Source organism: Leptospira kmetyi serovar Malaysia str. Bejo-Iso9, assembly GCF_000243735.2.
Classification (GTDB): Bacteria; Spirochaetota; Leptospiria; order Leptospirales; family Leptospiraceae; genus Leptospira; species Leptospira kmetyi.
Map to the genome: position 1 here is coordinate 1,243,454 of NZ_AHMP02000003.1, position 25,112 is coordinate 1,268,565.

General features: G+C 44.9%; 24 protein-coding genes and 1 pseudogene. 9 read left to right on the plus strand and 16 right to left on the minus strand.

Annotation, left to right across the window (positions count from 1 at the left end):
* Positions 1-6 precede the first annotated feature (6 nt).
* Positions 7-585 carry an MXAN_6521/LA_1396 family lipoprotein gene (locus LEP1GSC052_RS08165; RefSeq protein WP_020986395.1) on the plus strand — a complete coding sequence of 193 codons (579 nt, stop codon included), beginning with the start codon at positions 7-9 and terminating at the stop codon, positions 583-585.
* Between the two features lie 87 nt (positions 586-672).
* Here LEP1GSC052_RS08165 and LEP1GSC052_RS08170 read toward each other — a convergent pair whose 3' ends face one another.
* Complete coding sequence (locus LEP1GSC052_RS08170; protein WP_020986033.1) at positions 673-1,104, minus strand: LA_2478/LA_2722/LA_4182 family protein; 432 nt, start codon at positions 1,102-1,104, stop codon at positions 673-675.
* A gap of 108 nt (positions 1,105-1,212) precedes the next feature.
* A complete protein-coding gene (locus LEP1GSC052_RS08175; RefSeq protein WP_010575314.1) occupies positions 1,213-2,169 on the minus strand; it encodes an amidohydrolase family protein in 957 nt (318 codons plus the stop codon).
* A 111-nt stretch (positions 2,170-2,280) separates the two neighbouring features.
* On the opposite strand from LEP1GSC052_RS08175, the gene LEP1GSC052_RS08180 reads away from it, so the two are divergent.
* Positions 2,281-2,550, plus strand: coding sequence for a DUF1145 domain-containing protein (locus LEP1GSC052_RS08180; protein ID WP_010575315.1), 270 nt, complete (start codon positions 2,281-2,283; stop codon positions 2,548-2,550).
* Positions 2,551-2,705: 155 nt separating this feature from the next.
* Here the strand turns inward: LEP1GSC052_RS08180 and LEP1GSC052_RS08185 are convergent, their stop codons facing one another.
* Positions 2,706-4,568 carry a hypothetical protein gene (locus LEP1GSC052_RS08185; RefSeq protein ID WP_010575316.1) on the minus strand — a complete coding sequence of 621 codons (1,863 nt, stop codon included), beginning with the start codon at positions 4,566-4,568 and terminating at the stop codon, positions 2,706-2,708.
* Positions 4,569-4,631: 63 nt separating this feature from the next.
* The gene (locus LEP1GSC052_RS08190) at positions 4,632-5,543 is read right to left on the minus strand and encodes an NAD(P)H-dependent flavin oxidoreductase (protein WP_010575317.1); all 912 of its coding nucleotides are present in this window, start codon (positions 5,541-5,543) and stop codon (positions 4,632-4,634) included.
* Between the two features lie 82 nt (positions 5,544-5,625).
* Between LEP1GSC052_RS08190 and LEP1GSC052_RS08195 the strand changes: the two genes are divergently transcribed.
* Positions 5,626-5,931 (plus strand): putative quinol monooxygenase, encoded by a 306-nt coding sequence (locus LEP1GSC052_RS08195; protein WP_010575318.1) that lies wholly within the window; start codon positions 5,626-5,628, stop codon positions 5,929-5,931.
* Here the strand turns inward: LEP1GSC052_RS08195 and LEP1GSC052_RS20695 are convergent.
* Positions 5,873-7,200, minus strand: a pseudogene (locus LEP1GSC052_RS20695) (adenylate/guanylate cyclase domain-containing protein). The gene LEP1GSC052_RS08195 and the pseudogene LEP1GSC052_RS20695 overlap by 59 nt on opposite strands.
* 110 nt (positions 7,201-7,310) lie before the next feature.
* Between LEP1GSC052_RS20695 and LEP1GSC052_RS08205 the strand changes: the two are divergent.
* Complete coding sequence (locus LEP1GSC052_RS08205; RefSeq protein ID WP_010575321.1) at positions 7,311-7,730, plus strand: Rrf2 family transcriptional regulator; 420 nt, start codon at positions 7,311-7,313, stop codon at positions 7,728-7,730.
* A 119-nt stretch (positions 7,731-7,849) separates the two neighbouring features.
* Positions 7,850-8,839 (plus strand): S1C family serine protease, encoded by a 990-nt coding sequence (locus tag LEP1GSC052_RS08210; RefSeq protein ID WP_010575322.1) that lies wholly within the window; start codon positions 7,850-7,852, stop codon positions 8,837-8,839.
* 98 nt (positions 8,840-8,937) lie between these two features.
* Here the strand turns inward: LEP1GSC052_RS08210 and LEP1GSC052_RS08215 are convergent, their stop codons facing one another.
* Positions 8,938-9,498, minus strand: coding sequence for a TetR/AcrR family transcriptional regulator (locus LEP1GSC052_RS08215; protein ID WP_020986715.1), 561 nt, complete (start codon positions 9,496-9,498; stop codon positions 8,938-8,940).
* A gap of 127 nt (positions 9,499-9,625) precedes the next feature.
* Between LEP1GSC052_RS08215 and LEP1GSC052_RS08220 the strand changes: the two genes are divergently transcribed.
* Together LEP1GSC052_RS08220 and LEP1GSC052_RS08225 are read left to right on the plus strand one after the other, a co-directional pair.
* Entirely contained in the window at positions 9,626-10,762 is a 1,137-nt protein-coding gene (locus LEP1GSC052_RS08220; RefSeq protein ID WP_010575324.1) for an FAD-dependent oxidoreductase, read from the plus strand.
* A gap of 68 nt (positions 10,763-10,830) precedes the next feature.
* Positions 10,831-12,411, plus strand: coding sequence for an FAD-dependent monooxygenase (locus LEP1GSC052_RS08225; protein ID WP_010575325.1), 1,581 nt, complete (start codon positions 10,831-10,833; stop codon positions 12,409-12,411).
* 4 nt (positions 12,412-12,415) lie between these two features.
* On the opposite strand, the gene LEP1GSC052_RS08230 is transcribed toward LEP1GSC052_RS08225, so the two are convergent.
* Complete coding sequence (locus LEP1GSC052_RS08230) at positions 12,416-12,814, minus strand: DUF1761 family protein (RefSeq protein WP_010575326.1); 399 nt, start codon at positions 12,812-12,814, stop codon at positions 12,416-12,418.
* Between the two features lie 215 nt (positions 12,815-13,029).
* Here LEP1GSC052_RS08230 and LEP1GSC052_RS08235 point away from each other — a divergent pair, with 215 nt between their 5' ends.
* Entirely contained in the window at positions 13,030-13,434 is a 405-nt protein-coding gene (locus LEP1GSC052_RS08235) for a hypothetical protein (RefSeq protein ID WP_010575327.1), read from the plus strand.
* Between the two features lie 125 nt (positions 13,435-13,559).
* Here the strand turns inward: LEP1GSC052_RS08235 and LEP1GSC052_RS08240 are convergent, their stop codons facing one another.
* The 9 genes from LEP1GSC052_RS08240 to LEP1GSC052_RS08275 all read right to left on the minus strand — a co-directional run bounded on the left by LEP1GSC052_RS08240 (position 13,560) and on the right by LEP1GSC052_RS08275 (position 22,913).
* Positions 13,560-14,603: a sulfite exporter TauE/SafE family protein gene (locus tag LEP1GSC052_RS08240; RefSeq protein ID WP_010575328.1), complete on the minus strand. Its 1,044-nt coding sequence runs from the start codon at positions 14,601-14,603 to the stop codon at positions 13,560-13,562.
* 39 nt (positions 14,604-14,642) lie between these two features.
* Complete coding sequence (locus tag LEP1GSC052_RS08245; protein ID WP_020986429.1) at positions 14,643-14,978, minus strand: DUF1330 domain-containing protein; 336 nt, start codon at positions 14,976-14,978, stop codon at positions 14,643-14,645.
* A 7-nt stretch (positions 14,979-14,985) separates the two neighbouring features.
* A complete protein-coding gene (locus tag LEP1GSC052_RS08250) occupies positions 14,986-15,693 on the minus strand; it encodes a pirin family protein (protein ID WP_020986145.1) in 708 nt (235 codons plus the stop codon).
* 60 nt (positions 15,694-15,753) lie between these two features.
* Positions 15,754-16,482 carry a DNA alkylation repair protein gene (locus LEP1GSC052_RS08255; RefSeq protein WP_010575332.1) on the minus strand — a complete coding sequence of 243 codons (729 nt, stop codon included), beginning with the start codon at positions 16,480-16,482 and terminating at the stop codon, positions 15,754-15,756.
* On the minus strand, positions 16,479-16,922 hold the full coding sequence (locus tag LEP1GSC052_RS08260) for an iron chaperone (protein ID WP_020986646.1): 444 nt from the start codon (positions 16,920-16,922) through the stop codon (positions 16,479-16,481). The genes LEP1GSC052_RS08255 and LEP1GSC052_RS08260 overlap by 4 nt, the downstream gene beginning before the upstream one ends.
* 38 nt (positions 16,923-16,960) lie before the next feature.
* Positions 16,961-18,103 (minus strand): DUF445 family protein, encoded by a 1,143-nt coding sequence (locus LEP1GSC052_RS08265; protein ID WP_020986647.1) that lies wholly within the window; start codon positions 18,101-18,103, stop codon positions 16,961-16,963.
* Positions 18,103-20,454, minus strand: coding sequence for a membrane protein (locus LEP1GSC052_RS08270; RefSeq protein WP_020986275.1), 2,352 nt, complete (start codon positions 20,452-20,454; stop codon positions 18,103-18,105). The genes LEP1GSC052_RS08265 and LEP1GSC052_RS08270 overlap by 1 nt, the downstream gene beginning before the upstream one ends.
* Positions 20,455-20,546: 92 nt before the next feature.
* Positions 20,547-20,681: a hypothetical protein gene (locus LEP1GSC052_RS21730; RefSeq protein ID WP_010575334.1), complete on the minus strand. Its 135-nt coding sequence runs from the start codon at positions 20,679-20,681 to the stop codon at positions 20,547-20,549.
* A gap of 123 nt (positions 20,682-20,804) precedes the next feature.
* Complete coding sequence (locus tag LEP1GSC052_RS08275; RefSeq protein WP_020986709.1) at positions 20,805-22,913, minus strand: PP2C family protein-serine/threonine phosphatase; 2,109 nt, start codon at positions 22,911-22,913, stop codon at positions 20,805-20,807.
* A 358-nt stretch (positions 22,914-23,271) separates the two neighbouring features.
* Here LEP1GSC052_RS08275 and LEP1GSC052_RS08280 point away from each other — a divergent pair, with 358 nt between their 5' ends.
* Positions 23,272-25,083, plus strand: a complete 1,812-nt coding sequence (locus LEP1GSC052_RS08280; protein ID WP_051185391.1) for an alginate export family protein — start codon at positions 23,272-23,274, stop codon at positions 25,081-25,083.
* Positions 25,084-25,112: the final 29 nt, after the last annotated feature.

The window sequence follows — 25,112 nt, forward strand, 5'->3', positions numbered from 1 at the left end:
TTTAGAATGTTACGATATTCTTTTATACTCGTCTCTCTGTTGTTCTCCGTTGCGAACTGTACGGTAAAATACGTAAAGGCCGGACCGGTCTGGGAAAAGGAACTGAACACCTTCAAACGACTGGCGGTTTCCGTTCCAGCGGAAAGCGTAGCCGGGGCTTCCGAAAAAAAGTTAGCCGCAAAGATCGCGGAAAACTATCTTTCCCATCATAAGGAATTTATCATATACCCGTATCGTTCCGGAAACGGAACCTGCGGAGGATCGGATAAAAAGGTCCAAGGAATCTTTCAACTGAAGATTCAGGAAAAGGAAACCGCGGATCGGGTTTCTCTGAGCGCGCTCGCAAAAGTGATCCACTGCGGCAAAGGTGAAATTCTCTGGGAAGGACTGGCCGAAAATTCCTATTCCAAAAACACGGAAGAAAACCAATCCCTCATCAATACGTATACTCAGCTTTACGGAAAGGAAATCGCCGGAAAGGTGAACGCCTACTTCTTTTTACTCCAATCCCTTTTGGATCAACTGGACAGTCCGGTCCTAACCGAAGAGGAAAAAGACGAAAAGATCGAAGTAGAAGCGAGATAAATCCGAAAAAACGGACCAAGCGCGTCTAACGCGACGCGCTTCGATTGTAGCCGAGAGATCGACGATCCGTAAAAATTCTTACTTAGATTACTTAGAGGAAGAAGGAGACGATAAGGTTTCTAGGAACGTATTGTATTCCACACATTCCGGAATCTGATACGTTACGATGGAACCGCAATCCGCGCGTTCCACGCTTTTGATACAAAGCTCGGCGTCCAATTTCAGATTGTTGCTTAGTTTTTTTAATACGATCGGCTCGGACTTATCGTAATCGTAATTGAAGTCGCTGTAACACTGCGCGTTATCGGGATACGTCAAAGCGGCTTCCTTTCTGAGTTTGCCTTCGAGGGAAGCGATATACGGTTCCTTACAACGACTCATCTGAGAACAATACGTTTCGGCGACTTTTTTGTAAACCTCTGCGGACGCGGATTGGGACACGGGACTTTTTTTTCCGCAATCGGACGCAAAGAGTCCGGCGAAAACCAATCCTAAAATTCCGATCCAAATGCCGCGCATATAGAAAGGATAAAGACCGAACTCTCACTGGCAAGTTTTTTCCGAACGCATTCGAGGGATCGAATGCACGAATTCTCCCCCGCGATCCGAGAAAAATCGGACTTCGTTTTAAATCGGGATCTTCAAAAGATGTGCGCTGTTTTCCAGAAACACCTTACGTTTTGTTTCCTTGCTCAGGGAAGAATTCAACAAATTGCAGATCGGATGACTGAGCGCGTACGGAATGTTCGGAAAATCGGAACCGAAATGAACCCGGTCCGGAAAACTTTCCAAAATCTCGAGATAGGGATCGGTTTGTTCGCCGGTCGCCAAAAAATCGACGAAGACCATCGTCGTATCCAGACGAAGTTCGGGATAAATCTTCAGAAGTTCCGCATATTCCCAAACCTCGGAAGCGCCCATGTGCGCGACTACGACCTTCAGTTTCGGATAACGTTCGATAAAGGATTTGAAATATCTAATATTCGTATACGGTCCCGGAAGCGGCGCGTCGCCGGAATGAATCACGAGAGGGATTTCCTTTTTTTCAAGATAGGAAAAAGTCTCCGAAAGTTCGGGACGGGTCAGATCCAAACGCCCCACTTCGCAATGAAGTTTAAAACCGCGAAATCCGAATTCTTCCACGGCTCGTTTCGTATATTCGTAACAACCTTTTTCAGGGAAGAATGTACCGAATAAAACGACTCCGTGTGTGTTCGTGTGATTTTCAAAAACCCAACGATTCAGACCTTCGGCCATATTCTCCTTATGCGCGTAATTCAAAGTGGTGAAGTGAAAGATCCGATTCTTCCTTAAGGTTTCCAACCTCTTCTCTTCGTTTTCCCGATACGCGATTTCCCAATGAACCCCGTCGAACCATTTCCAAATCCGTTTCATCACATACTCGGGAAAAAAATGAGTGTGAATGTCTATGATAAACGGAAGTCCGTATTTTTCCAAAAGAGGAAGATGCGCAGGAGATTCGTCGTCGCGCAGAGGCGGAAGATTCTCCGGGTTCTTCCAAGGAAAGGGAGAAGGTCCCGCATTTCGATTCGAGGAAAGAATATGATGACAACAAGGCAACATTCCTTCAGCTTCGGCCTTTACCGAAGGGAGTCAATCCATTGTCTCTTTTTTCCTTGACTGATCGGATGAAAGAGTTTCAATAACGGAAATTTTTTTAGGAACAACAAGCTAATGAATCCACTGCTACAAGCCGTCAAAATCGGAACCGTATTCTTTTGGATCGTGGTCGGGGCCGACGTTTTCGGCTTTATCCAAATGGGAGAACCGCTCGACTTCTTACTCAAAACCGTGGGATTCGGAACCTTCGTAGTACATCTTGTCGAGATCGCCTACTTCTGGTTAACGTTCAAACACAAGTCGAACAATCCGGTTTTGGATTCCCTTCAGATTCTCGTCTTCGGAGTCTTTCACATGATTCCGCTCAGAAATAAACAGGCATAACGTCGCTTAACGTTTCGATGGATTCCTCGGTTTCCGATTTCGGGAAACCGGGGAGAACGGGTAAGAATTCCCTAAATCCGAACTTCGCTTAACAAAACGAGACGGACTGAAATCGACGAGACAATCGATCGACAACTCGTTCCTTTTTTCGTTTTTTAAGGATTCGTAATCTTCAACACTTCTTCCACGAGAGTTTCACTCGGAGAATCGTATCTCCAAAGAACTTCCAGATAATTCCGCAGATGCGGATTGGAAAGAATTTGAATCGTTTCCGTCCATTCCGAATTTTGAATGTTCTTTTTCAACTCGGGCAAAAACCGATACACGTTTCGAAAACGCGCGCCGCAACGGCTCGGCGAAAGTTCGCAAATCTTCAGTTCGCTTTTTAAAACATCCAAAGAAGGATTCTTTAGAAATTTGGAATATACTTCCCGATCCTCTGATTTCGTTTCCGTTCTCATTCCCTCGTATAGAAAGGTTCCGGTAACGACCTTTCCTCCGTCCGGACAGATTTCGATCGGAGGTTTTTCGGAAGATCGTAAAACAAGACGATAATTCTTTTCAAAAAAAGAATGATTGAGTATTTTAGAATATTCGCAACTCCAAGGAAAATGAACCTCTATAACGTCGGGGCGATTCAATTCCAAATACGATTGAACCGCGGAGGGATTCTTTTTATTTTTCGCAAGAAAACGGTTTCCGAGATAACCCAAATCGAGAATATTAAATTCCTTATAAAAACTCACGGCGCCCAAATCCGCGATGGCGACGTACGGTCGAACAATTTCTTCCTTTTTGGAAACATTCAAAATTTCTAATCTTCTTTGTTCGAAAATTCCGGAGCTACAACAAAGATCGTAGGACTTGAATTTATAATTTTTATACGAGATAAAACCCGCGGCCAGCACGATGGGAAGAATCCAAATTTTTCTCTTTTCGGTCAGCGCGGAGATACGAATCAAAAACAAAACCGTTCCCACACACGCGAGCCAGGTCATCGGTCGCGCCGGATCCAATCGATAATTTCCCAAAACGAACGCGTGCAAAAGACCCGGAAGAGCGAGCGCGACGATCAAGATCGTAAACAAAATTTCCTTAGAGGAAATTCTTTTTAAGAACAGAAGCGCCAAGGATAAGGGAAGAAGCAAAACCAAGTTTTGTTTAAAACCGAACCGAAAAATTTCCCAGTTTTTCAAAAGCGCCGGATTCAAATGGATCAAGTTGTTTACGTTTTCGGAAAGAGAAACTTCCTGAGCCGTGGAAGTGTTCGGAAACAGATTTCCGAAGTATAAAATTCTTCCGAGAAAAAATAAGGCCCAAAGAGCTCCGGCGATCCAAAGAGGAAGCGTTTCTTTCCAGGAAACTCCCTTTCGATAAACGAGAAAAAGAAAAACAAAACTGATTAGAAAAAGATGATATACGCTTTCGATTCTTACGATCGTCGCCGCAAAAAGAATCAAAGCCGCAAAAACGGCGGGAATCGGATTTCCGTTTAATATCTTAAACAGAACGAGCGCATAACTTAAATAAAGAAGATGCACCCAGGAATTCTCCATTCCGGACGCGTGCCATGCGAGAAAGGTAAACGAAACGGAAAGTAAGGCGGACGCGCAAAGAACCAAACCGAGACTGCGGATTTTTTCCTTATCGTAAAACTCTTCGAAGATCGAAAAGACCACGAACCCGAATAGAAAGGTCGTCACCCACCATTGAATCGCGAAGAATACGGAATAATGAAACGTATAAACCGAAGAAAGAACGGAGAAGATCAAAAATTGAAGCGGAGACGAAAAACCCTCCACTCGTTCGCCGCTCGGATTGACTCCGATAAAACCGAAGTCCGTTAAATTTTTGGCGTGACTGAGTGTGATGATTCCGTCGTCCCGATCCAGATAAAAATTCTCGGGAAAAAAACCGAGGACAATCTTAAAAACCAAAACAGTAATCAACCCGGCGATTGCGCCGGGAAGAATCCGATTGCGATCGAGAATCTTTGAAATTTTATCTATCAAAACCATCGGCAACCCGCCCCAAAAATTAAAACTTTATAATATTCTATCAAACTCGGAACGGGCCTGAAATCAACGAGGCAATCGATCGAGAATATCCCGATATTCTTTCGCCATTCCGAGGACGACGTCCTTAGCGGGGATCAAACCCTCGATCTGAGCGACTCCGTGACCCGCGGACCAGATATCCTTCCAACGTTTGTATTCCTGATCGAGGTTCTGCGATTCTCCGCTGTGCGAAAGATCGCCCGCTTTTTCCACGGACTTCTTCAGCCAGTTGGCGGGAATTCCGGAAATCTTTTCCGTATATACGATCTCTTCGGGGCCGGAATCGATCAACATCTGCTTATAACCCTCCGAAGCCATCGCCTCGGGAGTCGCGATCAATCTGGTTCCGATGTAAACCGCATCGGCGCCTAACGCGAGTGAGGCGACCATCTGCGCTCCGCTTGAAATCGCGCCCGCCGCGATGATCGGCAAACCGGTTTCCTTTTGCAGATAGGGATAAAGACTGAACGGAGAAATGTTTCCCGCGTGACCGCCCGCGCCTTGTGCAACGGCGATTAACGCGTCCGCACCGGCCTTTGCTACTATGTTCGCGTGTTTCAACGTGGTCACGTCGCAAAAAACTTTGGAGCCTACGCTCTTCGCTTCGCTGACGACGGTGCGGGGACTTCCCAAACTCGTGATGAGAAGTTCGACCTTCGCGTCCAAAACGACTTCCAACTGCTTCGACCAATTCGGGTTATGCGATTTATGAAGGATTAAATTCACTCCGATCGGCTTCTTCGTTTTGGAACGAATTTCCTGAAGACCGTCTTTGAGTTGTTCCGGAGAACGATAATTAAGAGAAGGAAAACAACCGATCCCGCCCGCTTCCGAAACGGCCACGACCAGATCCGGATACGAGACTAAAAACATAGGAGCCCCGATGATCGGCAGATCGATTCCGAGCATTTCCGTAATTCGAGTATTGATTTTCATTCTGGGAATTCTTTAAATATCGGCGTTTTAAGCAAGGAGGATTTTTCTTCCCAAAACGAAACCGTTCGGAAATTCTGAACTTATGATCGTGATCATGTCCTCTTATAAAGTTCTGGAAGAAAGAATCGAAGATTTCAAAAAGATCAGCCACGAAATGGCGAAAGAATCTCTCGATACCGAAGACGGCGTTCTAAGACTCGACGTTCTTCAAGGCGACGGAGATCCGGGACGATTCGTATTTATGGAAGTGTATAAAAGCGAGGCCGCGAGAAAAAAACATCTCGAGACTCCGCAATTTATTTCCTGGAGAAGAGCCGTTCCCGAGTGGTTCAGCCAAGGAAGCACGTCGATCCAATATCTTCCGGTTCACATCGATCTTCTCGGTTGATAAACGAATTCAGAGATACGGTCAACCCGCTAAGAAGTAAGTCGATACGATTCCTTTTCCTTTGATGTCGACCTCCCCTCTTTTTTCCAATTGAAACAGGGGAGAAGCCGCAAGATAGAATTCTTCCGTTACGTGGATCTTGCCCGGAATTCCGTGCGATTCCATACGCGACGCGAGATTGACCGAATCTCCCCAAAGATCGTAGATGAATTTTTTTCTTCCGATCACTCCGGCGACCACGGGACCGGAATGAATTCCGATTCGAATATTCAAATTTTCGCGTACGAGTTCCTCGTTCGTATTCACTTCTTTTAATATATCCAAAGCGAGATTTCCGATCCTCTGGATATGATCCTCGCAGGGAATCGGAATTCCGGCCGCGGCCATATACGCGTCCCCGATCGTTTTGATCTTTTCCACTCCTCTGTGTTCGGCGAGTTCGTCCAATCTGGAAAAGAATCGATCCAAAAGACCCGCGAGTTCGTCCGGACTTTTTCGAGCCGCAAGAAGGGTAAAACCGACGATGTCCGCAAATAGGATCGAACATTCCGAAAAATATTCGGATATCTGAGAATTTTCGTTCTTCAGTCGATTTGCGATTTCGTCGGGAAGAATATTCCTTAAGAGATGATCGGACTTTTCCTTCTCCATTTCCAAGTCCTTGGTCTGGGTTTCGATCGTCTTTGCCTGAAGAAACAACTTTCGAGTCGTAAGTTCCAAAGTATAACCCGCGATCACCGCGAAAAACTCGGAGAACCATATTAGAAAACTATAAATCATTTTGTTCTGGGAATCCAAAGCCCCGTCCGTCAAAAGCATATATTGATACGCGGCCAGATACGAAGAGGTAGCGATAAATGCGGGAAGAGTTCTGATTCTCAAAACCAAAAAAGCGTAATACGCGATGATGATCAGAATGGTAAGAAGAATCGCGTGTTGATCCCGGATGAAAACAAAACCCACGTAAACCGCGACCAAACCCGCCATCGTATTGCTGAAAATCGAAACCGGAACCATCGCCGAACGAAATCGTTTTAACGTGGAAAAAAATAAACCGAAACCGAAAACGGCGCTTCCCTCCAAAATCCAGAGAACCCTGCGATCCCGGATCAGAAGAATATCGTAAAAAAGAAGAAAGACCGCGATATAACCGAAGACCGCGGACACCGCTCCGATTCTTACGAAGACGGCGACATGATCCCGAAGAAAGGACCTGAATTCTTTTTCCAAGTTCCGATCCAAAAACCGAAGGATATAACTCTGAAACATCGGGGTATTCTTTCCTTTTTCAGAATCGAACGCAAGTATCTTTTGGAAACAAGCTTTGACTTGACACGGATTCTCATCCTCGGTATTCTGTAACCGGACGCTTTACAGATATGACGAGTCGATTTACCGTTGCGATTCACATTCTTTCCTTACTTTCTTTGGGAGAGGGTAAAACCAGAACTTCCGAAGAACTCGCGGAAAGTGTGAACACGAATCCAGTCGTGATTCGTAAAATTCTTTCCCTTTTAAAAAGTCAGGGGATCGTCCGCAATCAAATGGGACCGAACGGCGGTTACGTGCTCGCCAAAGATCCTTCCGAAATCAATCTCAAAGAAATCTACGAAGCGATCGACGAAAAGATCTTTCAGATGCATTCCAAAACGCCGAACAAGAAATGTATCTGCGGTCATTCGATTCAGCCGATTCTTAGCAAGGTTTACGAAAAGGCTCAAAGAGTTTTGGAAGACGAACTCGGTTCCACGAATCTCGATTCGATCACTCGGGAAATTCTCAGCTTTTCAAAAAGATAAACTCCGCGCACGCTCGCGTTTCTTTTTTCACTTCGAAAATTCTTTCCAAATTTTTTATATTTTGTAACTTTATTGGATACAAATAGATTTCGTTCGGTCTAACTGCTACCGGAGGTTTTATGATTCAATGGGTTCAGTCGGATTCTTCGGAATCCAACACAGAGAGACAAGGAAGACCCTCTTCGGAAAACGAAGATCATCTGATGGACGCGTATTCTAAAGCGGTTACGAACGCGGTGGAAACCGTAAGTCCTGCGGTCGTACACTTAAAAGTCGGCGGCAATCGTATGGGCGGCGCGGGTTCCGGTTTTTTAATTTCACCGGACGGCTTTATCGTTACCAATCATCACGTTGTGGAGAATGCAACCGAGATCAACGCAGAGTTTCAAGACGGAAGAAATCTAAAGGCGATGAAAATCGGAGAAGACCCGATGACGGACATCGCGGTTTTGAAAGTGACGAGCGATCAGTTTCCTTATTTAAATTTTTCGAATCCTTCTTCCGTGAAAGTCGGTCAGCTTGCGATCGCGATCGGAAATCCTTTGGGTTATGAATCCACCGTGACCGCGGGCGTCGTAAGCGCCTTGGGAAGAAGTTTACGTTCCCGTTCGGGAAGATTGATCGAAGACGTGATTCAAACGGATGCGGCCTTAAACCCGGGCAACTCGGGTGGACCTTTGGTGAATTCGAGAGGTCAATTGATCGGAATCAACACCGCGATCATTCCTTCCGCGCAAGGAATTTGTTTTGCGGTCGGTTCGGGAACCGCGGAACACGTCATCACCCGTTTGATGAAGGACGGTTTTGTAAAACGAGGTTATCTCGGTATCGCGGGTCAGAATCAAACCGTTCCCAATCGTCTGAAAATTTTCAACAAACTTGATCAGAATTCGGGGGTTCTCGTCGTCGAGATCGAACAATCCTCTCCCGCGGCGGAAAGTCTATTAAGAAAAGGTGATATGATTCTTTCGTTGAACGATCAGGTCATCCATTCTATCGACGACATGCACAGGGCCTTGGACGAATCCACGATCCGCAAAGAACTTCCGATCCGCGTTCTCAGAGAGGGTTCTCTCAGAACGTTTCGGATTCGCAGCGGAGAAATCTAAGCTAAGAAGAGAGAAATCCGCTCCGAAACGGAACGGAACGGATTTCTTTTTAACAAATTTGTTAATACGAATTTTTATGATGGAACCGCGCGGGACCGTCATTCTCCCCATCCGTTTTTTAGAATTTCAAACAGCGCGTTTAGGGTCGCTTCCGGTCGAGCAGAATCGCTCGCTCTGTAAAACGCGTCCAAAATAAAATGTGCGATACATTGAGCTTCCACCTTTCCCAATTCTTTCTTAGCCTCTTTTTGTAGAACCTTTGCGAGAGAATTCTCGTAACGCATCGAGATTTGTCTTTCATACGAAGAAAGCTCGGGCGTGGATCGAATCAGATTTCGAAAATCCCGTACGAGTTTGCGGTTTTCCGGATGAAACGCCGGATTCATCATCCCGAAATCGCGGAGCGCGTCGAGTATGGAAACTCCCTTTTTCCGGGATACGACCGCATCCACAAGACGTTCTTCCCTTTCTTCGTCCTCGTCGAAAACGAGGGATTCCTTGTTGGAAAAGTAATTGAACAAAGTCGGCACCGATACGTTTGCAAGTTTGGCGATTTCCGCCGTCGTGACCTCGTGATACCCGCGCTCGATAAAAAGCCGAGTCGCCATATCCGAGATCGCCTTACGGGTTTGTTTCTTTTTTATTTCTCTGAGTCCCAAAACGAATCTCTCCCACAATTTTTTTTGTTGAAATTTATTCTTACTTAAAAGTTTTATTAACTTAAATATTTTAGTCAATATAATTTTAAGAATCAATACTTTTAAATTCGATCCAAGGAGATACGATATGACTCAATCAAACCACATTTCTATCGCGATCATAGGCGGAGGTTTAGGCGGACTGACTTTGGCCCGCGTCCTTCACGTTCACGGCATTCATGCAACCGTATTCGAAGCGGAATCCTCCGCAAACTCGCGCTTACAAGGAGGAATGCTTGATATTCACGAAAACGACGGACAACTCGCACTCAAAGCCGCGGGACTCTTTGAAGAAAAATTTCCAAAGATCGTCCACGAGGGAGGCCAGGCTTCTCGGGTTTTGGATCGGAAAGGAAACGTTTTATTCGATGAACCGGACGACGGATCAAGCGCGCGCCCCGAAGTGAAACGTGGAGATCTTCGTCGGATTCTTCTGGATTCTCTTCCGGCGGATGCGGTTCGCTGGGGACACAAGGTGAAAACCGTTTCTTCTTTAGGGAACGGAAAACACGAAGTGCTCTTTACGAACGGCTCCACGGTAACGACCGATCTTCTTGTGGGCGCGGATGGAGCTTGGTCCAAGGTTCGCCCTCTTCTTTCTCAGGCAAAACCTTCTTACGTAGGAACCACGTTCGTCGAAACGTATCTGTATGATTGTGATCTGCGTCACAAAGCAAGCGCGGATGCGGTGGGTAGCGGCGCGTTATTCGCGTTGTCGCCCGGCAAAGGAATCGTCGCCCATCGAGAACCGGACGGAGTACTTCACGCTTATATCGCCTTGGAAAAATCGGAGGACTGGATCGCACAGATCGATTTTTCCGATAAGCAAAACGCTTTGGCAAAAGTCGTTCAAGAATTTGAAGGTTGGGCTCCCGAGCTTACGGCTCTCATTACGGAAAGTGATACGTCTCCCATACCTCGTTCTCTTCATTCTTTGCCGCCCGATCATACATGGGATCGAGTTCCCGGAGTCACGTTGCTCGGAGACGCGGCTCATCTCATGGTTCCTTCCGGCGACGGCGCGAATCTTGCGATGTACGACGGAGCCGAACTCGGAAAGGCAATCGCCGCAAATCCGAACGATATCGAAGCCGCGCTCAAAGATTACGAAACGGATCTTTTTTTAAGAAGCGCTTCCGCGGCGAGCGATGCGAAAGAAATTTTCAAAGTGTGTTATGGAAACGACGCTCCGCAAAGTATGGTCGATTTCTTTGTGAACGTATAAGAGGCTCCGATGATTCCGACGCGCTTCAAGATCCTTTCGATCCATTTTTAAACCGAGGTTTTATTCTTATGAAAACTAAATTGGAAGAAAATTCTTCCGCACAAAATCAAGCTCCGTATGACGTGATCGTTTCCGGAGCCGGACCCGTGGGTCTTTTTCTCGCTTGCGAATTGGCTTTAGCGCGATGTTCCGTTTTGATCTTGGAAAAAACGGAACATCCAAATTCTCCACTGAAACAACTTCCTTTCGGAATCCGCGGACTTTCCGCGCCCACGATCGAAGCGCTGGATCGTCGCGGTTTGCTTGAAGAACTTGAGATTCATAAACGTCTTAAAAATCCGCATACGAACTCGGGTCAAGGCGCGAGTCGTCAAGCGGGACATTTCGCGGGCATTCCGTTTCTGGAAGGTGATATCGACGTTTCTCAATGGAAGAATCGCCTTCCGAGTTCCACACCGACGAGTTTGATTTCGGAAATGCAAGAACTTGAATCCGTTCTCGCGCGTCGCGCGGAATCCTTAGGCGTGGAAATCAAACGAGGGTTCGCGTTGACTTCGTTTCAACAAACGGCGCATAACGTGTCCGTTCGATCGGGAGATGATTCGTTTCAAGGAAGATGGCTCGTGGGTTGCGACGGAAGCCGAAGCGTCGTTCGTAAATCGGGCGGTTTTGAGTTTGCGGGCACCGAGCCGGAGTTCACCGGTTACTCCGCTCACGTGGACATCGTCGATCCCGAAAAGTTAAAGCCCGGTCGAAACATGACTTCGAAAGGAATGTATCTTCAATCGCAACCGGGTTACTTAGTGATCCAGGATTTCGACGGAGGAGAATTTCACGGCTCTGAAAAACCGATCACGCTCGAACGCGTACAAGAAGTTCTGCGTCGTATTTCCGAAACCGACGTTACGATCCGAACTTTACATACCGCGACGACATGGACTGATCGCGCGCGACAAACAACGACCTATCGCAACGGAAGAATTCTTTTAGCCGGAGACGCGGCGCATATCCATTCTCCCTTAGGAGGTCAAGGTTTGAATCTTGGACTTGGAGACGCGATGAATTTAGGTTGGAAACTCGCCGCCATCCTTCGGAAGAATGCGCCCGAAGATTTACTCGAAAGTTATCAAACGGAAAGACATCCGATCGGCGCGCAAGTTTTGGATTGGTCCCGAGCTCAAGTTGAAATTATGAAACCCGATCCGCAAACAAAAGCGCTGAACGCGATCGTACGCGATCTGATGAACACTCGCGACGGGGCCACATACTTTGCGGGAAGGGTTTGGGGAATTTTTATGCGTTATGATCTTGAAGGAGATCATCCTCTGATCGGATGCAGTGTTCCGAACTTTGAATTAGAGGACGGTAGAAAAATCGGCGAACTGATGCGAGACGGCAAAGGTCTGCTCCTTGATTTCGATCAAAATGAATCCTTACAAACATTCGCAGAAGAATATGAGGATTCCATTGGATACGTTTCCGGGAACACAATCGAAAGATTGTCCACAAGCGCCTTACTGATTCGTCCCGACGGAATCGTAGCCTGGGCTTGTAACAACGAACCCGATCGTGAAGGACTTCGAAAAGTTACGGAGCGTTGGTTCGTTCCGAATTCGAATATTCAGAATTTAAAGAATTCTAATTCTTGAATGTTCATCGACCGGAGAGCAACAATAGAACGAAACAAAGGACTTGGATCGTAATACAAGAGGAAACGGATTCGAAAACCCAGAGTTTGATCGGCTTTTCCTTCCAGATCACGTCGATGGAGCTCGAAGTGAAAATAAATCCCAACCAGATGATAAACGCGATGAATTGTCCCTGTAGAACATTGAGAACGGTTATATTTCCCAATACGATCCACAAAGAGAACGCAGTTACAATGAAGACAGAAAAATTCAGGAATACTTTGAATCCGACGTTCTGAACGGCTTCCTGTTTGGGAAAATCGAAGTATTTGGAAAGAGCGAAGTAGACCGGTCCGCTAAATACAAACGCGCAGATAAACCCCGCGATTCCGGAAACGATGGGAGCTATAAAACCTTCGTCCATACGAACTCTCCTTTCAAAACGTGCGGCTCTCGAGATGAACGTATCTAAATCGAATGTTCGCCTGAGTCAAGGTTTAATTCCGTAGACGCGGGAACTTCGAACTTAAACAAAATAATTTCATAATTTTATAAAAAAGAATTTGACTATATTTTAATATACTGTTCATTCTTTTTCCATCAAAAAATGGAAATTACTTATTTCTTAAAGGAAAATTCATGAGAAAAGTTACGTTACTGTTACTTCTGCTCGTTGCGGCTTGTGTATTCGGTTGCAAGGGAGAAAAAACCACATCGGAGGATACTCAAACTCTTTTAAACGGAAAGTGGGTATTGGACTACGGTTGCCAACAAGATCCGACTCCGAACCCGGTTGCCTGGCTGATCATCAATAATAATAATGTAATATCTTGCATGCAAGTCACTCAAGGCGCCGTAAAAGGACTCATCGTTAAAATCAGCGAAGGAAATTATAGATTCGATTGGCAGCAAGGGCCGCCTTCCACGGCGTCATACCCTGTGACAGAATGGAATCTTTTAGGCGTAAGTAATCCGTCCGGACAGAACTGTTATTCCAGAGTTCGAAATCCTGCAAACAATCCTCCGGCTTATTGTGGCGGTTGAGAATTCTTAACCGCGAAAACTTCGTTCGTCGCTTAAGGGTTCTCGGTTTTGTTCGAATTCTCCGAATCCTTAAGCGATATTGAACGTTCTTGCTTTTTATCCAAGAGAGAAAATTTGAATATTCATCATTCTTTAAATTCAATTTTCCGAATCAACTTACCGTCTCCGTAGAAATAGGCTTCGTATGAATTTTTATCGAAAGAGTAAACCGCCTCTAGGATAAGAATTTTCGCGTTTAAATCACGCTTGGTATTTAGAAGGTTCGATTGCCGTTCCGGAGTCAAATCCGTGATCGGAACGACCTGTTCGATTTCAAACCCTTCATCCCATGTGAATTCTAAACTAAAACTCGCCTGTTGCCAACCGAGTTTGGCCTCCGCTCCTTTTTGAATCGGGACAAAAGAAACGTCGGCTCGATTCGAGGAAGCAAAACCGATCGCCGATTGAGACAAAAGCAAAACTCCGGAAATCGTCATGGCAAAGTAGCCGATCTTTCTGAATAGAATCTCGTTGATCCAGTTTAAAACTTTTTTCATGCTCCAGGTCGACGCCAATGCGGCAAGAGCCACGATCGATCCGATGAGAATGGTCTTACCGTTGATAAGACCGAATAACGCGTATAAAACCAATTTGATCAGATGCAGAAAAATTTCGTTCGCGGCTCTCGTGGCTACGATCTCTTCTTTCGACATTCCGCTTCGCAAGTAGAATTTGTTGAACAGCAAACCGACCGCGCCGGTAATCCCGGAAACAAAACCGGCTAAAAATCCGATGATCGCCAGATAAAACGTTTTCGGTTTCTGATACTTCTCGGAAGAATTCTCTTTTTTAAAAAGAATCGGAAGATTGCTTATTAAAAAAATGCCGATGAACGCTTCCATAAACAACGGATTGACGTATTGAATCAACCACGCTCCGAGCCAAACTGCGGCGACAGCGGGAGGTAAAAACCATCGAACAATATCGAAACGAATCTTCTGAAAGAAAGCGAACAATCTGGAAGCGGAACTCGCAAACGTGCCGATCGACAATGCGGCGGGAACGAATTGAATCGGAAGAAAAGCTCCCAAGACCGGAATTAAAATCAGACCGGCCCCTCCGCCGCAAATAGCGCTGAGAAGAAAGGAAGCATAAGCCGTAATAAAAAGCGCTATTTCGTTGAAAAACATAAAATTAATTCTATATTCTAAAATTAGAATATTAAAATTTTAGAATCGTTCGTATTCGCTGATAAAGGTAGTCGATTTCACGGAGGTCTGAAAAAATTCGTTTCGAATCTTGAGATATTCTGGATCCGCAAAAAAAGCGTCCCTGCTCTTTCGATCTTGAAAGTAGATCGTAAAAACCCGATTGATCGGATGGCCGCTTTCGTTTTTCAAAACTTCAAGAATCTTAAAGTCGTAACGAAAACCTCCGCCATAGGTCGTAAGTAAGGGCGTCATAGCCGATCGGTAATTTGCGTATAAATGATCGTCGATCACTTCCAGACCGACGACCATTTCGAACGCTTTCGCTTGGGGAGAATGATCCGAGTCGTTTGTCATGCTCGAATCACAAGGGCGTATCGATCGCCAAAAGTTCGGATTCTTCCAAAAACTTCACTTCCAAGTTTCCGTTTACGGGAACTCCGAAACCGTCCCTGGCGGAAAGTGTTTTACCCGCAATCTCCGCAGAACCGGAAATAAGAAAAAAATAAACTCCACCATTTTCATTTTTTGGAATATAATCGATTCTTAAATCTTTTGTTCCGTGTGCGAGCGAAAAAGTCACGTTTTGATTGATCCAAACCGCGCCGTTGTCCTTTTCGGGAGAAACAACCGTTTGAAACTTTCCCTTTCTATCTTCCACGTCGAATTTTTTTTGTTCGTATCTTGGTTCGATACCGAGCTTATCGGGTAAAATCCAAATCTGTAAAAAGTTAACCGGGTCGGTGGGAGATGCGTTGAACTCGGAATGAACGATTCCGGTTCCCGCGGACATGATTTGCACTTCTCCCGATTGAATCACGGAATGATTTCCTTCGCTATCCTGATGTTGCAAACTTCCGGAAAGCGGGATCGAAACGATTTCCATATTCTCGTGAGGATGCGGCGGAAAACCTTTTCCCCCGATCACTATGTCGTCGTTTAACACCCTAAGTTTTCCGAACTGAACCCTGCTGGGATCGAAGTAAGAACTGAAACTAAAGGTATGTCTGCTCTTAAGCCAACCGAAATCGGCTTTCCCTCTGGTTTCTTGCGCATGATAGATGGCTTCCATAAATCTCCTTATGTGTTAGACTCGCAAACGGGATACAAGGTTATCGTTCTAACTTTTATTTCAAATTTTGGAATGTTTTGTCGCGGGCTCGGACCTCAAATAGAAATCCCTTTGTTTACGATCCAATTTTTCGGTCGCGGTTCGAAGAGCGATCCTGGAAAGTTTTTTTGAATGTTTATCCAAGAATGAGAATAACTTATCTTCGTCCTTTTTCCCTGCTTCTCTCATCCAACTTCCGATCGCTTTTTGTATGCCCTCTTCCGGATCTTGGATGAGAATTTCGGATATCTCAAACGTTTCATCCAAATCGTTTCTTTGAATGAAATATTGAGTGCTGACGATGGCCGTTCTTCGTTCCATCGGATCTTTGGATTTCGCCAAACGATACAAGGGTTTTCTGGATTTATCAAAAAGATATTGACAGACGACGTGGGGAGCGGACCGATCCACAAGATCCCAGTTGTTGATTCGATCGTGATGTTTTAGATACAGATCGAATATCTCCTTTCGTTTTTCCTCTTCGGTCTTTTTGTCCCGAGCGATAAAATCCAAAACGCTCACCGCCCCCATTCGAATTTCATAATATTTGTTTTGAAGAAGTTTTACGATTTCCGAAGAGGACAAGTTTTTGTATTTCTTGGCCGTTTCGAAAATTTTTCCCATCGGAATTCCGAGACAAAGATTATCCTTACCCGGGTTGTGGAGAAATTTTTGATTTTTCTCTGCGTTGATCTTTGTCTGAAACGCTCCCAACTCGCGGATGAATTCGTTTGCGGATAAGGCTTTCATTTGGATGCGTTTTTGCGTTTTAGGGCCTTTTTCGCTCGGCTCTTTTTTTTCGGAGCGGTTTTCTTCTTTTTTGCGATCATCGCTTTCTTATTTTGTTCCACACGGAACTTTACGATTCTCGCAATTAATTTTAAAGGAAGCGGTTGTCCGATCGGAAATTGAATCGCGCCCTTCGAGGTTTTGTAAGAATCCAATTCGGATAAGAATGCCTTGATCCCGCTCGAAGTCGGATAAAATCCGATATGATTTTTATAAGCCGCGAAATAAACCAAATTGCCTCCCAACGCGAACGCGGGCATTTGATAACTGATTTTTTCCTCTGCGTCCGGCGCCGCCTTAAGAATTGCCGATCTCAGTTCTTTCAAAACCGTTTGAACGTCTTCGGGGAAACAACGGATGTATTCGTCTATATTCATAAAACTTAATTTTTTATTTTCCATAAAACGCCCCCGACGCGGTTCTCCTCTTCGACTTCGGATTAAATAAAGAATCGAATCAGACCGGTTATACTTCCCAAAAAAAATCCCAAAATACTTCCGTTGATACGAATCGTTTCCAAAACGTTTCTCGTCTTCCATTCTAAGTTTTTTCTGAGATCTTTCGGATCCAGACTTTGAAGTCTTGTGGTGATCTGTCTTCCGATATAACCTGAAACGCCTTCGTCCACTCGTTTTTCCACGAATTCCAAAACGGAACGAAGAGGCGCGTATTCTTGCAGAGTTTTGATCTCGCCGATTTCCTTCAGATGCGTTTGGATCAAGGTTCCCAAAAGTCTGCTCGCTTGAACTTTTAAAAATCCCATCAGGGATCGGACGGCTTTTTCCCTTTGATCCAGATGCAGTTCGTTCCAGGAAGAGATATACGTTTCGGTGGATGCAGCCATCAGGTTGACCAATTTTTCGATGGTCTTTTCGTCCTTGGACTCGATCACAAGGCCTTGTTTGACGTGATTCCCGTATTCTTTCAGCTTTTTTGGGAAGTCGACCACCAAACTCAAAACGACCTGGGCGACTAAATTCATTTTTCCTAATATTTCTTGAAGAAGGGATTTGAACTCTTCCGTGTCCGCGACCTTGATCATGGATTCTCCGATCAAAAGTTTAATCGTGTCCATAATCTCCTTTTGTCGGTTTAATTCTTTTAATAATGCGACATCGGTTCCGCTAAACTGATAGTGAACCACGTATTGAACGATGTCCTCTTCCACCTTGGAGAAAAGCTGGTTTAAAACCTCGTTCGTTTTGTCTTCGTTCCCGAAGGTTTCGAGTAAAAGTTCGTGAACGTCGTCCCTCGTGGACGGATCTTCCAAAACGGTTCGGATTCGGGAACGGATGACTTCGTGATGTAGAAGATCTCCCGCGACCCAGTTTCCGATTTCGGAAGCGAGCGTGGAACTGTCCTCTTCGATCGCCTTATACGTTTTCCAAACGGCGAACCAATCGCAAAGACCTCCGATCAGACCTCCTTCCAAAGCGGAAAGAACGACCTTCGTAATCGAGTCTTCCGAGTTTCCGAAAAACAAGATCGAAAGAATCGCCGCCGAAAACCCGATCAAAAGAGAATTCGAAAAAAGTTGTCTTTTTCGAAAAGGGGTTCGAGTCGACTCGGACGCAAAGAACATCAATTCGAAGATTTCCTTCGCGTTAAAAATGTGGCTCCGAAAAAGGAAAGAGGAAGCAAAAGCTGAATCAAAGTGATCACGTATGATCGAATATCATAAAATACGAATTTACTCTTCGCGCTTCTGGAACAAAAATAAAATTGTCCTTCCAAAGTTCTGTAAATCCTTTCCCCGGAATCGGTTTTCCAAAGCGGAAAAAATCCGGAACGAACGAGAATCGGCGAACACGCGTTTGGTTCCGACTTCGTAACAAGTTCCCAAACGATTTCGGAATCGTTCCAAGACAAAGGATGAATTTCGGAGGAAGAAGAAACCGACTCGGTTTTATCCTTTTTAGAAGAAGGTTTTTTCTTGGATTCCTTTTCGATTTCCTCTTTTTCTTTCGTTTGAAAATAAGAATCGAGCCTGTCGACATCGTACGCGCCCGAAAAGGATTTTTCGTCCTCTTGAAATTCTTCCGGAGACAAAGGAATCAAAGAATTTTTCCATCGAAATTTAGAATCCAAAATCGACTCCGGCAATTCCTCCAAACGGAAACCGGATTTTCTTTGCGGAGAATTCTTCTCGAAAAGAAGCGCGATCGGTTTTTGCGGAAGCAGTTCCAAAAACGGATTGGAAACATTCAATTTCCAGAATGTCCATTCTCCCCTTTTTTCGATCTGCGAAAAAGATCCGGGAGACGCCGCGGCGATTCGATTCAACGCTTCGGATTTGAGAAGAACGTAGGAAACTCCCCTTTCCGATAAAAGTTCCAAGAACAACGCGGATAATTTTTCCCTTTCTTGAACCGGATGTAGATCCGCGTTTTTTATCTTAGGATTCAGTTCGGACCTAGGACCTTGCACCGGAAACAGTTGTATGATTTCATCCGCGGAGGAAGGAAAGGAATTCTTAAAACGATTCTGAAGCGTGATGTTTCGTCTAACGGCTTGTCGAACAAGCACCGATGCCCAACGCGAATCTTCGGATCTCGCTCCTCCCGTGATTTCTTCCGTAGCGATGAGCGCGCCGTACGATGTTTTTTCGAACGTACGAATCCATTCTTCCTTTTGTTTCCATACGGAGGAAGGATTTTCGTTTATACTTTCGATTCCGGTGGACGGTCCCGGAATCGTTATGATGAACCGATACATTCCCAGGATAAAAAGAAGAAGGCCCGTCCAGAGTTTCCATTTTCCGGGAGGAAGATTTTTTAAAAAGAATCTCGCGGTGACGAGCGCGGCGAAGGTCAAGAATACGAGCGAAACGTTGAGCGCTGCGTACCACTTAACGTGCAACCAAGGCAGAATCAAGGACAGCGAAGAATCCGTAGCCATCCAGTAAAACAACAGGGTTCCGAATATTAGAAATCTTGAAATCGGAGGCAATAACTTTCTGATAAAAAGAAGACGGATTCCGATGACGAACAAAATCGGAAACAGAAGATGAATCCAATATTGATCCACGAATATCTGTTTGAATACGTCCAAAACCTTTTCGGGTCTCGAGACGGATTCCGAAAATTCTTCCCCCAGAAGAGATAAAAGACCGTTGATCGGAAACGAAACGGGAGGATTCTGCTGAAAGGAAACATACGCGAAATAATTCCACAACACGGGCGACGCGCAAAGAAACGGTAAAAGAAAAATCAAAAGGATTTCAAGAATCGCAAACTCGTCCTTGTAAAAAAGAAAATAAATTCCGAGAGCGATCACATAAAACAAGGACATCTCGTAGTGCGTATAAAACACGAGGGTTCCCGTGATCAGATTTTTAAAAAAAGAGGAAACCTTTCCGGTATAACGAAACTTCTCGAGATAATAAATCGCAAGTAACGCGAAACCCAATCCAACGACGGATGAAATCGAATTTTGAAAAACACCGACAACACCCGCGCCCACGATCCGATCGCCCGGATATAAAAAGTAAAACATAAGTCCGGTCATCGTTAAGAGAGCGTTACCCGGACTGAGATTGGTTTCCGTAAGCAATAAGAATCCCAATTTCAAAAACGCGTATGAGAATAAAAAAAGCGCGAGTAGAATTCCGAGATTGAACGAAACGCTAAACGGTAAAAAAAACAAAAGAAAGGTGTGAAGAAAGGAAACGAGAAAAAAGAAAAACGGAGACTGAAAATAAAACGTCGGGCTTCCGCCTTGCAAAGAACGATCGTATCCGGAGGAAAGAAAATTCTTAAATAGAACCTGATAGTCCTGCGCAATAAGATATTGATTTTGAAGGGAGACGGAATCGGGAACCCGATCCGAAAATAAAAAACGAAATTGTATCGATAAGAATAAGAAGACTAGGAAAAATACGAGAGGCTTTCGCGCCGCGTGAGGAATTTTCCATTTCCCCTGGATGATTTGCATGGGATGATTCTTACGAAAGCCGATTTCCTGACAAGCAAAACGGGCGATACGAATCGTCTTTCAATTCCGATCCAAGGGATTTGCGCGAACGTTTATTCTTCTTTCGCGTTTTCCTGGACGTATTTTCTAAAGTCCGCTTCGGACATTTTATCCGCATACAGTGGATAAAGGGCCGCGATCAATTCTTCTAAGGTTGGGAATTTTGCTCCGTCCATTTTGAATGCCATATCGGACTCCTTGGGACTTATAAAATTTGGAAACAAACCGATCCGCTTCGAATCGATAGAATCGAGTTCACGCCCTACGCCATCTTTTTCGATAGGCCTTTTCTATAAATCCAAAAACCGCATCTAATCCAAAATCGATCTTTCGATTCCGAGCAAGGTTATATCGTCTTTTTTAAAATCGGGTAAGTTCAAACCGTTTGCCGAATCCAACAATTCTTTGCAAACGCTTCCGATGGGTTGGCCGTTTCTTTGTTTGAGCCACTGTTCCATCGAAAAATTCTCGTGTTCGTCTCCCGAAAAAATAAATCGATCGGGAAGTCCGTCCGTAAACAAAAACAATCGAAATTCCTCGGGCAGATCGCGCGATAACTCCTCGTATGTATAACCGGAAATCATACCAGCATACGGTCCGATCAGATCGAGAGAAACGGTTTCCTCTTTGTTATTCAGGATGCAAGGCGGATTTCCGGCGCTAGATATTAGAATTTTATGATTTTCTAAATCTAAGTCGAGGATCAATCCAGAAAAAAACGGGCTCACGTCCCCGATTCTCGCGCTGAATCGTCCCGAAAGTTTGGTCAAAAGTTGCCCTGGCGATAGTTTGGAATCGAAGATGGAATTGTATTCGCTTTGAATGACCATGGTCATCAGAGAGGCTTGCACCCCGTGACCGATCGCGTCCGCCAAAAAGATTCTTAGCTTTTTGTTTCCGATCGGACGAACGATATAAAAGTCTCCGCCCACTTTGGAGATCGGTTGATAAAAAGAATAGAGTCTGATTCCCGCATTTTTTAATACGACATCCTCCGGAACCTCCAAGAAGTCCGTCTGGATTTTGACGGCCATATCCAAATCCTCTTCGATCGTTCTCAGTGCGAAACGCAATCGATGCGTTCTTTCCTCCACCTTCTTTTCCAAGTTTCTGGATAGATCGAAAAGTCTTTGCATGTTCTTTGAATTTCTCACCGAAAGAGAAACGGACTGGGCCGCCAAAAAGACAAAGGTTCCCAAGGAAGAATAATAACCCGTCTCCAAATAGTAACTCACATACAAAAGGTCGTTGATCATCGCGAGATAGATAAAGACGAAACCCGACAAAAGAATCAAGGAACCTTCCCGTTTTTTGCGGACCGCGCGGATCAGCGTAAAAAGACCGAGACTTCCGGCCATAAACGCGTTCAGATAATAGATCGGAATCGTATGTGTGAAAATTCTCATCGGAAAAAAAAGAACCATCGCCGATGCGACGATCGAAATCCACCAGAGTATGTCCACGAAAACCCTTTTTAGATCGCGGGGATAAAGGGAAAGAATGTAGTTCAAAAAGACGGGCACCGAAAGATAAAACGTCAAATATTCAATTCTGATTATATTCTCGTAATTGATCGCGTCCGTGTATTCCAAAATCAATCGGTTTCCGGGAAACAAACTCCTCGATCCCATCAGAAGACAAAACAATCCGAAATACAAAGAAGGAGTTTCCTTTCTTCGTACGATGTAAAACGAAAGATGCAGAAAGGACATGATCAAAAGTCCTCCCACTAAAAACGCGTCCAATCTAAGGGAACGATTCCATTCGGATCGAAGGGATTCGACTTCTCCGATCACGATCGGAGACCAAAAACCTCCGAGCCGTAAATCTTCATTCGCAATTTGTAATACGATTTGCAGATCGGAACCGGAAGGTTCGAACTCCAAAAACAAGGGTTTGGCCCCCTCGTCCACGGCGTCGAGACTTCCGTCTTTCTTTTTTTGGATTTTTCCGGAGTTCAAAACCTGTCTTCCGTTTAAAAAAAGTTCGTATGAGGAACTCTGATCGGGAAGAATCATCCCTAGTTTTGGAATTTTCTCGGGAAGTTTGACGTCCAGTACGTAGGTTCCGAATCCTTTTCCGTTTCTGGATTCTCCGTTCCAAGCGGAGGGAACATATACGATCTCGGAGGCGCTTTTGAAATTCTCCTCTTCCTTTTCCGAAGAAAGATATTTCCAAGCTCCCCAGTGAAACATCCATTCTCCCCGAAGAGTGAGTTTACCGTTTCTGGAAAAATCCCAAGTCGAAGCCTCCAAGATTCCGGACCTCGCGATCGGAGGTTCTTGCGTTTTGCAAACGTTGAGACAAAAACAAACAAAGAATAGTAAAACGAGTTTTTTCGAGGAAAGTAGAATGTGGTGAAAAACGCGCTCGAACGTTTTTACTTTCCAAAACGAATTCCGATCTTTCCGCGAAAACATAGAGGAAGAATCTTTTCCGAATTCGAATAGGGTTCAAATTCTTTTTATCTTTTAGGTAAGAATTGATTTTATTTCTTTCCCGTTTTTGTCCCCATTCTCGAGCGTAAGCGATTTATAATAAGAGTCCGAGTTTTCAATTGGAAACGTTTTGACCCTGTGCAAGACCGAAAAAGTCCGCAAAGAGACAGAATTTGCTTCTTGTTTCCCAGAATATTGTATAAAAAAGATAGAATATTCTCCTAAATCCCGGAATTATATCCAATATAACGAATTTTTAGTTGACTATAACGAGAAAAGTCTCTTTTTTGGTAAAAAATTTCTAAAAAGGAGGCTTTGGGTGAAAAGCTTTATTACTCAGATAACAACAGGAGCCCTTTTACTCTGTACTTTTACGATTGCCTTGTTCCCTCAGGACACGAAGAAGGAAAAACCAAAAACCGAGTCCGCTCCCATTCTCAACCTAGATCCCCCTTCCGATGTGAAATACGAAGATCAACCGAACGATGGAAAAGGGATTCCGGAAATTCAGCAGGAGCTCGCAAAGGAAGAACCGTATAAAAGTCCCTACAAAGGAAAACTTCCCGGCGAATTTATGAAGTCCATGCTTCTTTCTCCGGACCACCAAGACGCGGTTCGTAAAGTGGATCGTCTTTGGCTCGGCGATATTTTCCGCGTGGGTTTTCAAATCCGTCCCCGTTTTGATTACAGCCACAACGCGGATTTTGATAAGCGAACTCTGGATGATAGGAACTACGCGACTCAGAATTCGCAGGTTTCGTTTATCATAGATCCGAATCAGTATGTGGCCGCAAAGGTTACGATCCAAGACGTTCGCGTTTTCGGGGGTGAACAATCCAGAAAGGACGGACAACTCGGTTACTTGGGTCTTTCCAACTCGGCCGGTGTGGAGCTCAGCGCGGCGCCCACTGCCACGAACTCGGTCAGTATCAAAAACAACACGGATCTTCGGGAAGGTTTTATCCAACTTAAAAACTTCGCGGAAGGTTTCGAAGTGTATCTCGGAAGACAGATCTTCGGTTTCGGCGATAACAGATACATCGGAGGAAGAAACGACGGTCAGACCGGTAACTCTTTCGACGGTGCGAGAGTGAAATACAATTCCAAACATTTCAACTCGGAAGCCTTTACTTCCATTATAGCGGAAGACTCGAACGCCGGTAGCGGTAACAACACCGCGAACGGAGTCAAACGCGGAACCGTAAACGACACTTATCTTTCCGGTTTATACAACACGTTGAAGTTCGAAGACTTCCTTGTGGATCTTTACTACTTTAACATCGACAAAAAATGGGAGCAAGGGCCGACCCCCACTTCCAGTTTGGACAGAACCAGACAAAGAGACGATTTAAACACGGTCGGATTTCGTTTAACAAACAGAACGGATAGCAACCGTTTGCCGAAAACGAAGGCTTGGGACTGGACGCTCGAAGGTTCTTGGCAATACGGCTTTAACGGTCAAAGAGTCAACGCGGGTTGGGACACTTTCAAACAAACCGTGGACGGTAAGTCGACTTCTCAAAGAATTTATACCCAAAACGTGGAATACGACGCGAAGTATTTTATCGCTCAGACGGGTTATACTTTCTTCGATCGTTTTCGCGTAGGTCTTCAATACTCGATCGGTTCCGGAGATCCGAACAGAACGGACAACAAGGTAGCGACTTATGACGCTTCCTTTGCGACAAGATCGGGAGGATTTCCTTACTTCGATTCCGGAAACGGTATCGTAAACGCGACGTTCTGGTCGAACACGAGAACCAAGTCCATCCATTTGATGTATAACTCTCCGAATTACGGAAGATTCATCTTCGTCGCATACGACGTCCAAAAAGCGTCCGTAAACGACGCTTGGTATTCTTCGGGTGGAGCGGCTAACACCGGTTTGACGACCGAGAATAACACCGGTGCGGCTTTCGGCGGTTACAAACTCGGAGAAAGAGGCGGTAAACGTCTTTTCTACGAATTCGATTTGATCTATCAATTCTACCTCAAGGACTACGTTTCGATTTGGACGGGCGGTTCTTATCTTCTCGCCGGAGATTCGGTTAGAAACGCGAGAGTCAATCCTTGGGCTCCGAACGTAAACGACAGATACACGTTGGACAATAAGTCCTACAGCTTCTTTCTTTTCGTTCAGTTCGCAATGTGATTCATAAAATTAGAAGTTAGGAAACCAAC

Bases quoted from the DNA above. Each gene is read 5' to 3' on its own strand.
- LEP1GSC052_RS08165 (WP_020986395.1), top strand. From the start codon at position 7: ATGTTACGATATTCTTTTATACTCGTCTCTCTGTTGTTCTCCGTTGCG.
- LEP1GSC052_RS08170 (WP_020986033.1), bottom strand. From the start codon at position 1,104: ATGCGCGGCATTTGGATCGGAATTTTAGGATTGGTTTTCGCCGGACTC.
- LEP1GSC052_RS08175 (WP_010575314.1), bottom strand. From the start codon at position 2,169: ATGTTGCCTTGTTGTCATCATATTCTTTCCTCGAATCGAAATGCGGGA.
- LEP1GSC052_RS08180 (WP_010575315.1), top strand. From the start codon at position 2,281: ATGAATCCACTGCTACAAGCCGTCAAAATCGGAACCGTATTCTTTTGG.
- LEP1GSC052_RS08185 (WP_010575316.1), bottom strand. From the start codon at position 4,568: ATGGTTTTGATAGATAAAATTTCAAAGATTCTCGATCGCAATCGGATT.
- LEP1GSC052_RS08190 (WP_010575317.1), bottom strand. From the start codon at position 5,543: ATGAAAATCAATACTCGAATTACGGAAATGCTCGGAATCGATCTGCCG.
- LEP1GSC052_RS08195 (WP_010575318.1), top strand. From the start codon at position 5,626: ATGATCGTGATCATGTCCTCTTATAAAGTTCTGGAAGAAAGAATCGAA.
- LEP1GSC052_RS08205 (WP_010575321.1), top strand. From the start codon at position 7,311: ATGACGAGTCGATTTACCGTTGCGATTCACATTCTTTCCTTACTTTCT.
- LEP1GSC052_RS08210 (WP_010575322.1), top strand. From the start codon at position 7,850: ATGATTCAATGGGTTCAGTCGGATTCTTCGGAATCCAACACAGAGAGA.
- LEP1GSC052_RS08220 (WP_010575324.1), top strand. From the start codon at position 9,626: ATGACTCAATCAAACCACATTTCTATCGCGATCATAGGCGGAGGTTTA.
- LEP1GSC052_RS08225 (WP_010575325.1), top strand. From the start codon at position 10,831: ATGAAAACTAAATTGGAAGAAAATTCTTCCGCACAAAATCAAGCTCCG.
- LEP1GSC052_RS08230 (WP_010575326.1), bottom strand. From the start codon at position 12,814: ATGGACGAAGGTTTTATAGCTCCCATCGTTTCCGGAATCGCGGGGTTT.
- LEP1GSC052_RS08235 (WP_010575327.1), top strand. From the start codon at position 13,030: ATGAGAAAAGTTACGTTACTGTTACTTCTGCTCGTTGCGGCTTGTGTA.
- LEP1GSC052_RS08240 (WP_010575328.1), bottom strand. From the start codon at position 14,603: ATGTTTTTCAACGAAATAGCGCTTTTTATTACGGCTTATGCTTCCTTT.
- LEP1GSC052_RS08245 (WP_020986429.1), bottom strand. From the start codon at position 14,978: ATGACAAACGACTCGGATCATTCTCCCCAAGCGAAAGCGTTCGAAATG.
- LEP1GSC052_RS08250 (WP_020986145.1), bottom strand. From the start codon at position 15,693: ATGGAAGCCATCTATCATGCGCAAGAAACCAGAGGGAAAGCCGATTTC.
- LEP1GSC052_RS08255 (WP_010575332.1), bottom strand. From the start codon at position 16,482: ATGAAAGCCTTATCCGCAAACGAATTCATCCGCGAGTTGGGAGCGTTT.
- LEP1GSC052_RS08260 (WP_020986646.1), bottom strand. From the start codon at position 16,922: ATGGAAAATAAAAAATTAAGTTTTATGAATATAGACGAATACATCCGT.
- LEP1GSC052_RS08265 (WP_020986647.1), bottom strand. From the start codon at position 18,103: ATGTTCTTTGCGTCCGAGTCGACTCGAACCCCTTTTCGAAAAAGACAA.
- LEP1GSC052_RS08270 (WP_020986275.1), bottom strand. From the start codon at position 20,454: ATGCAAATCATCCAGGGGAAATGGAAAATTCCTCACGCGGCGCGAAAG.
- LEP1GSC052_RS21730 (WP_010575334.1), bottom strand. From the start codon at position 20,681: ATGGCATTCAAAATGGACGGAGCAAAATTCCCAACCTTAGAAGAATTG.
- LEP1GSC052_RS08275 (WP_020986709.1), bottom strand. From the start codon at position 22,913: ATGTTTTCGCGGAAAGATCGGAATTCGTTTTGGAAAGTAAAAACGTTC.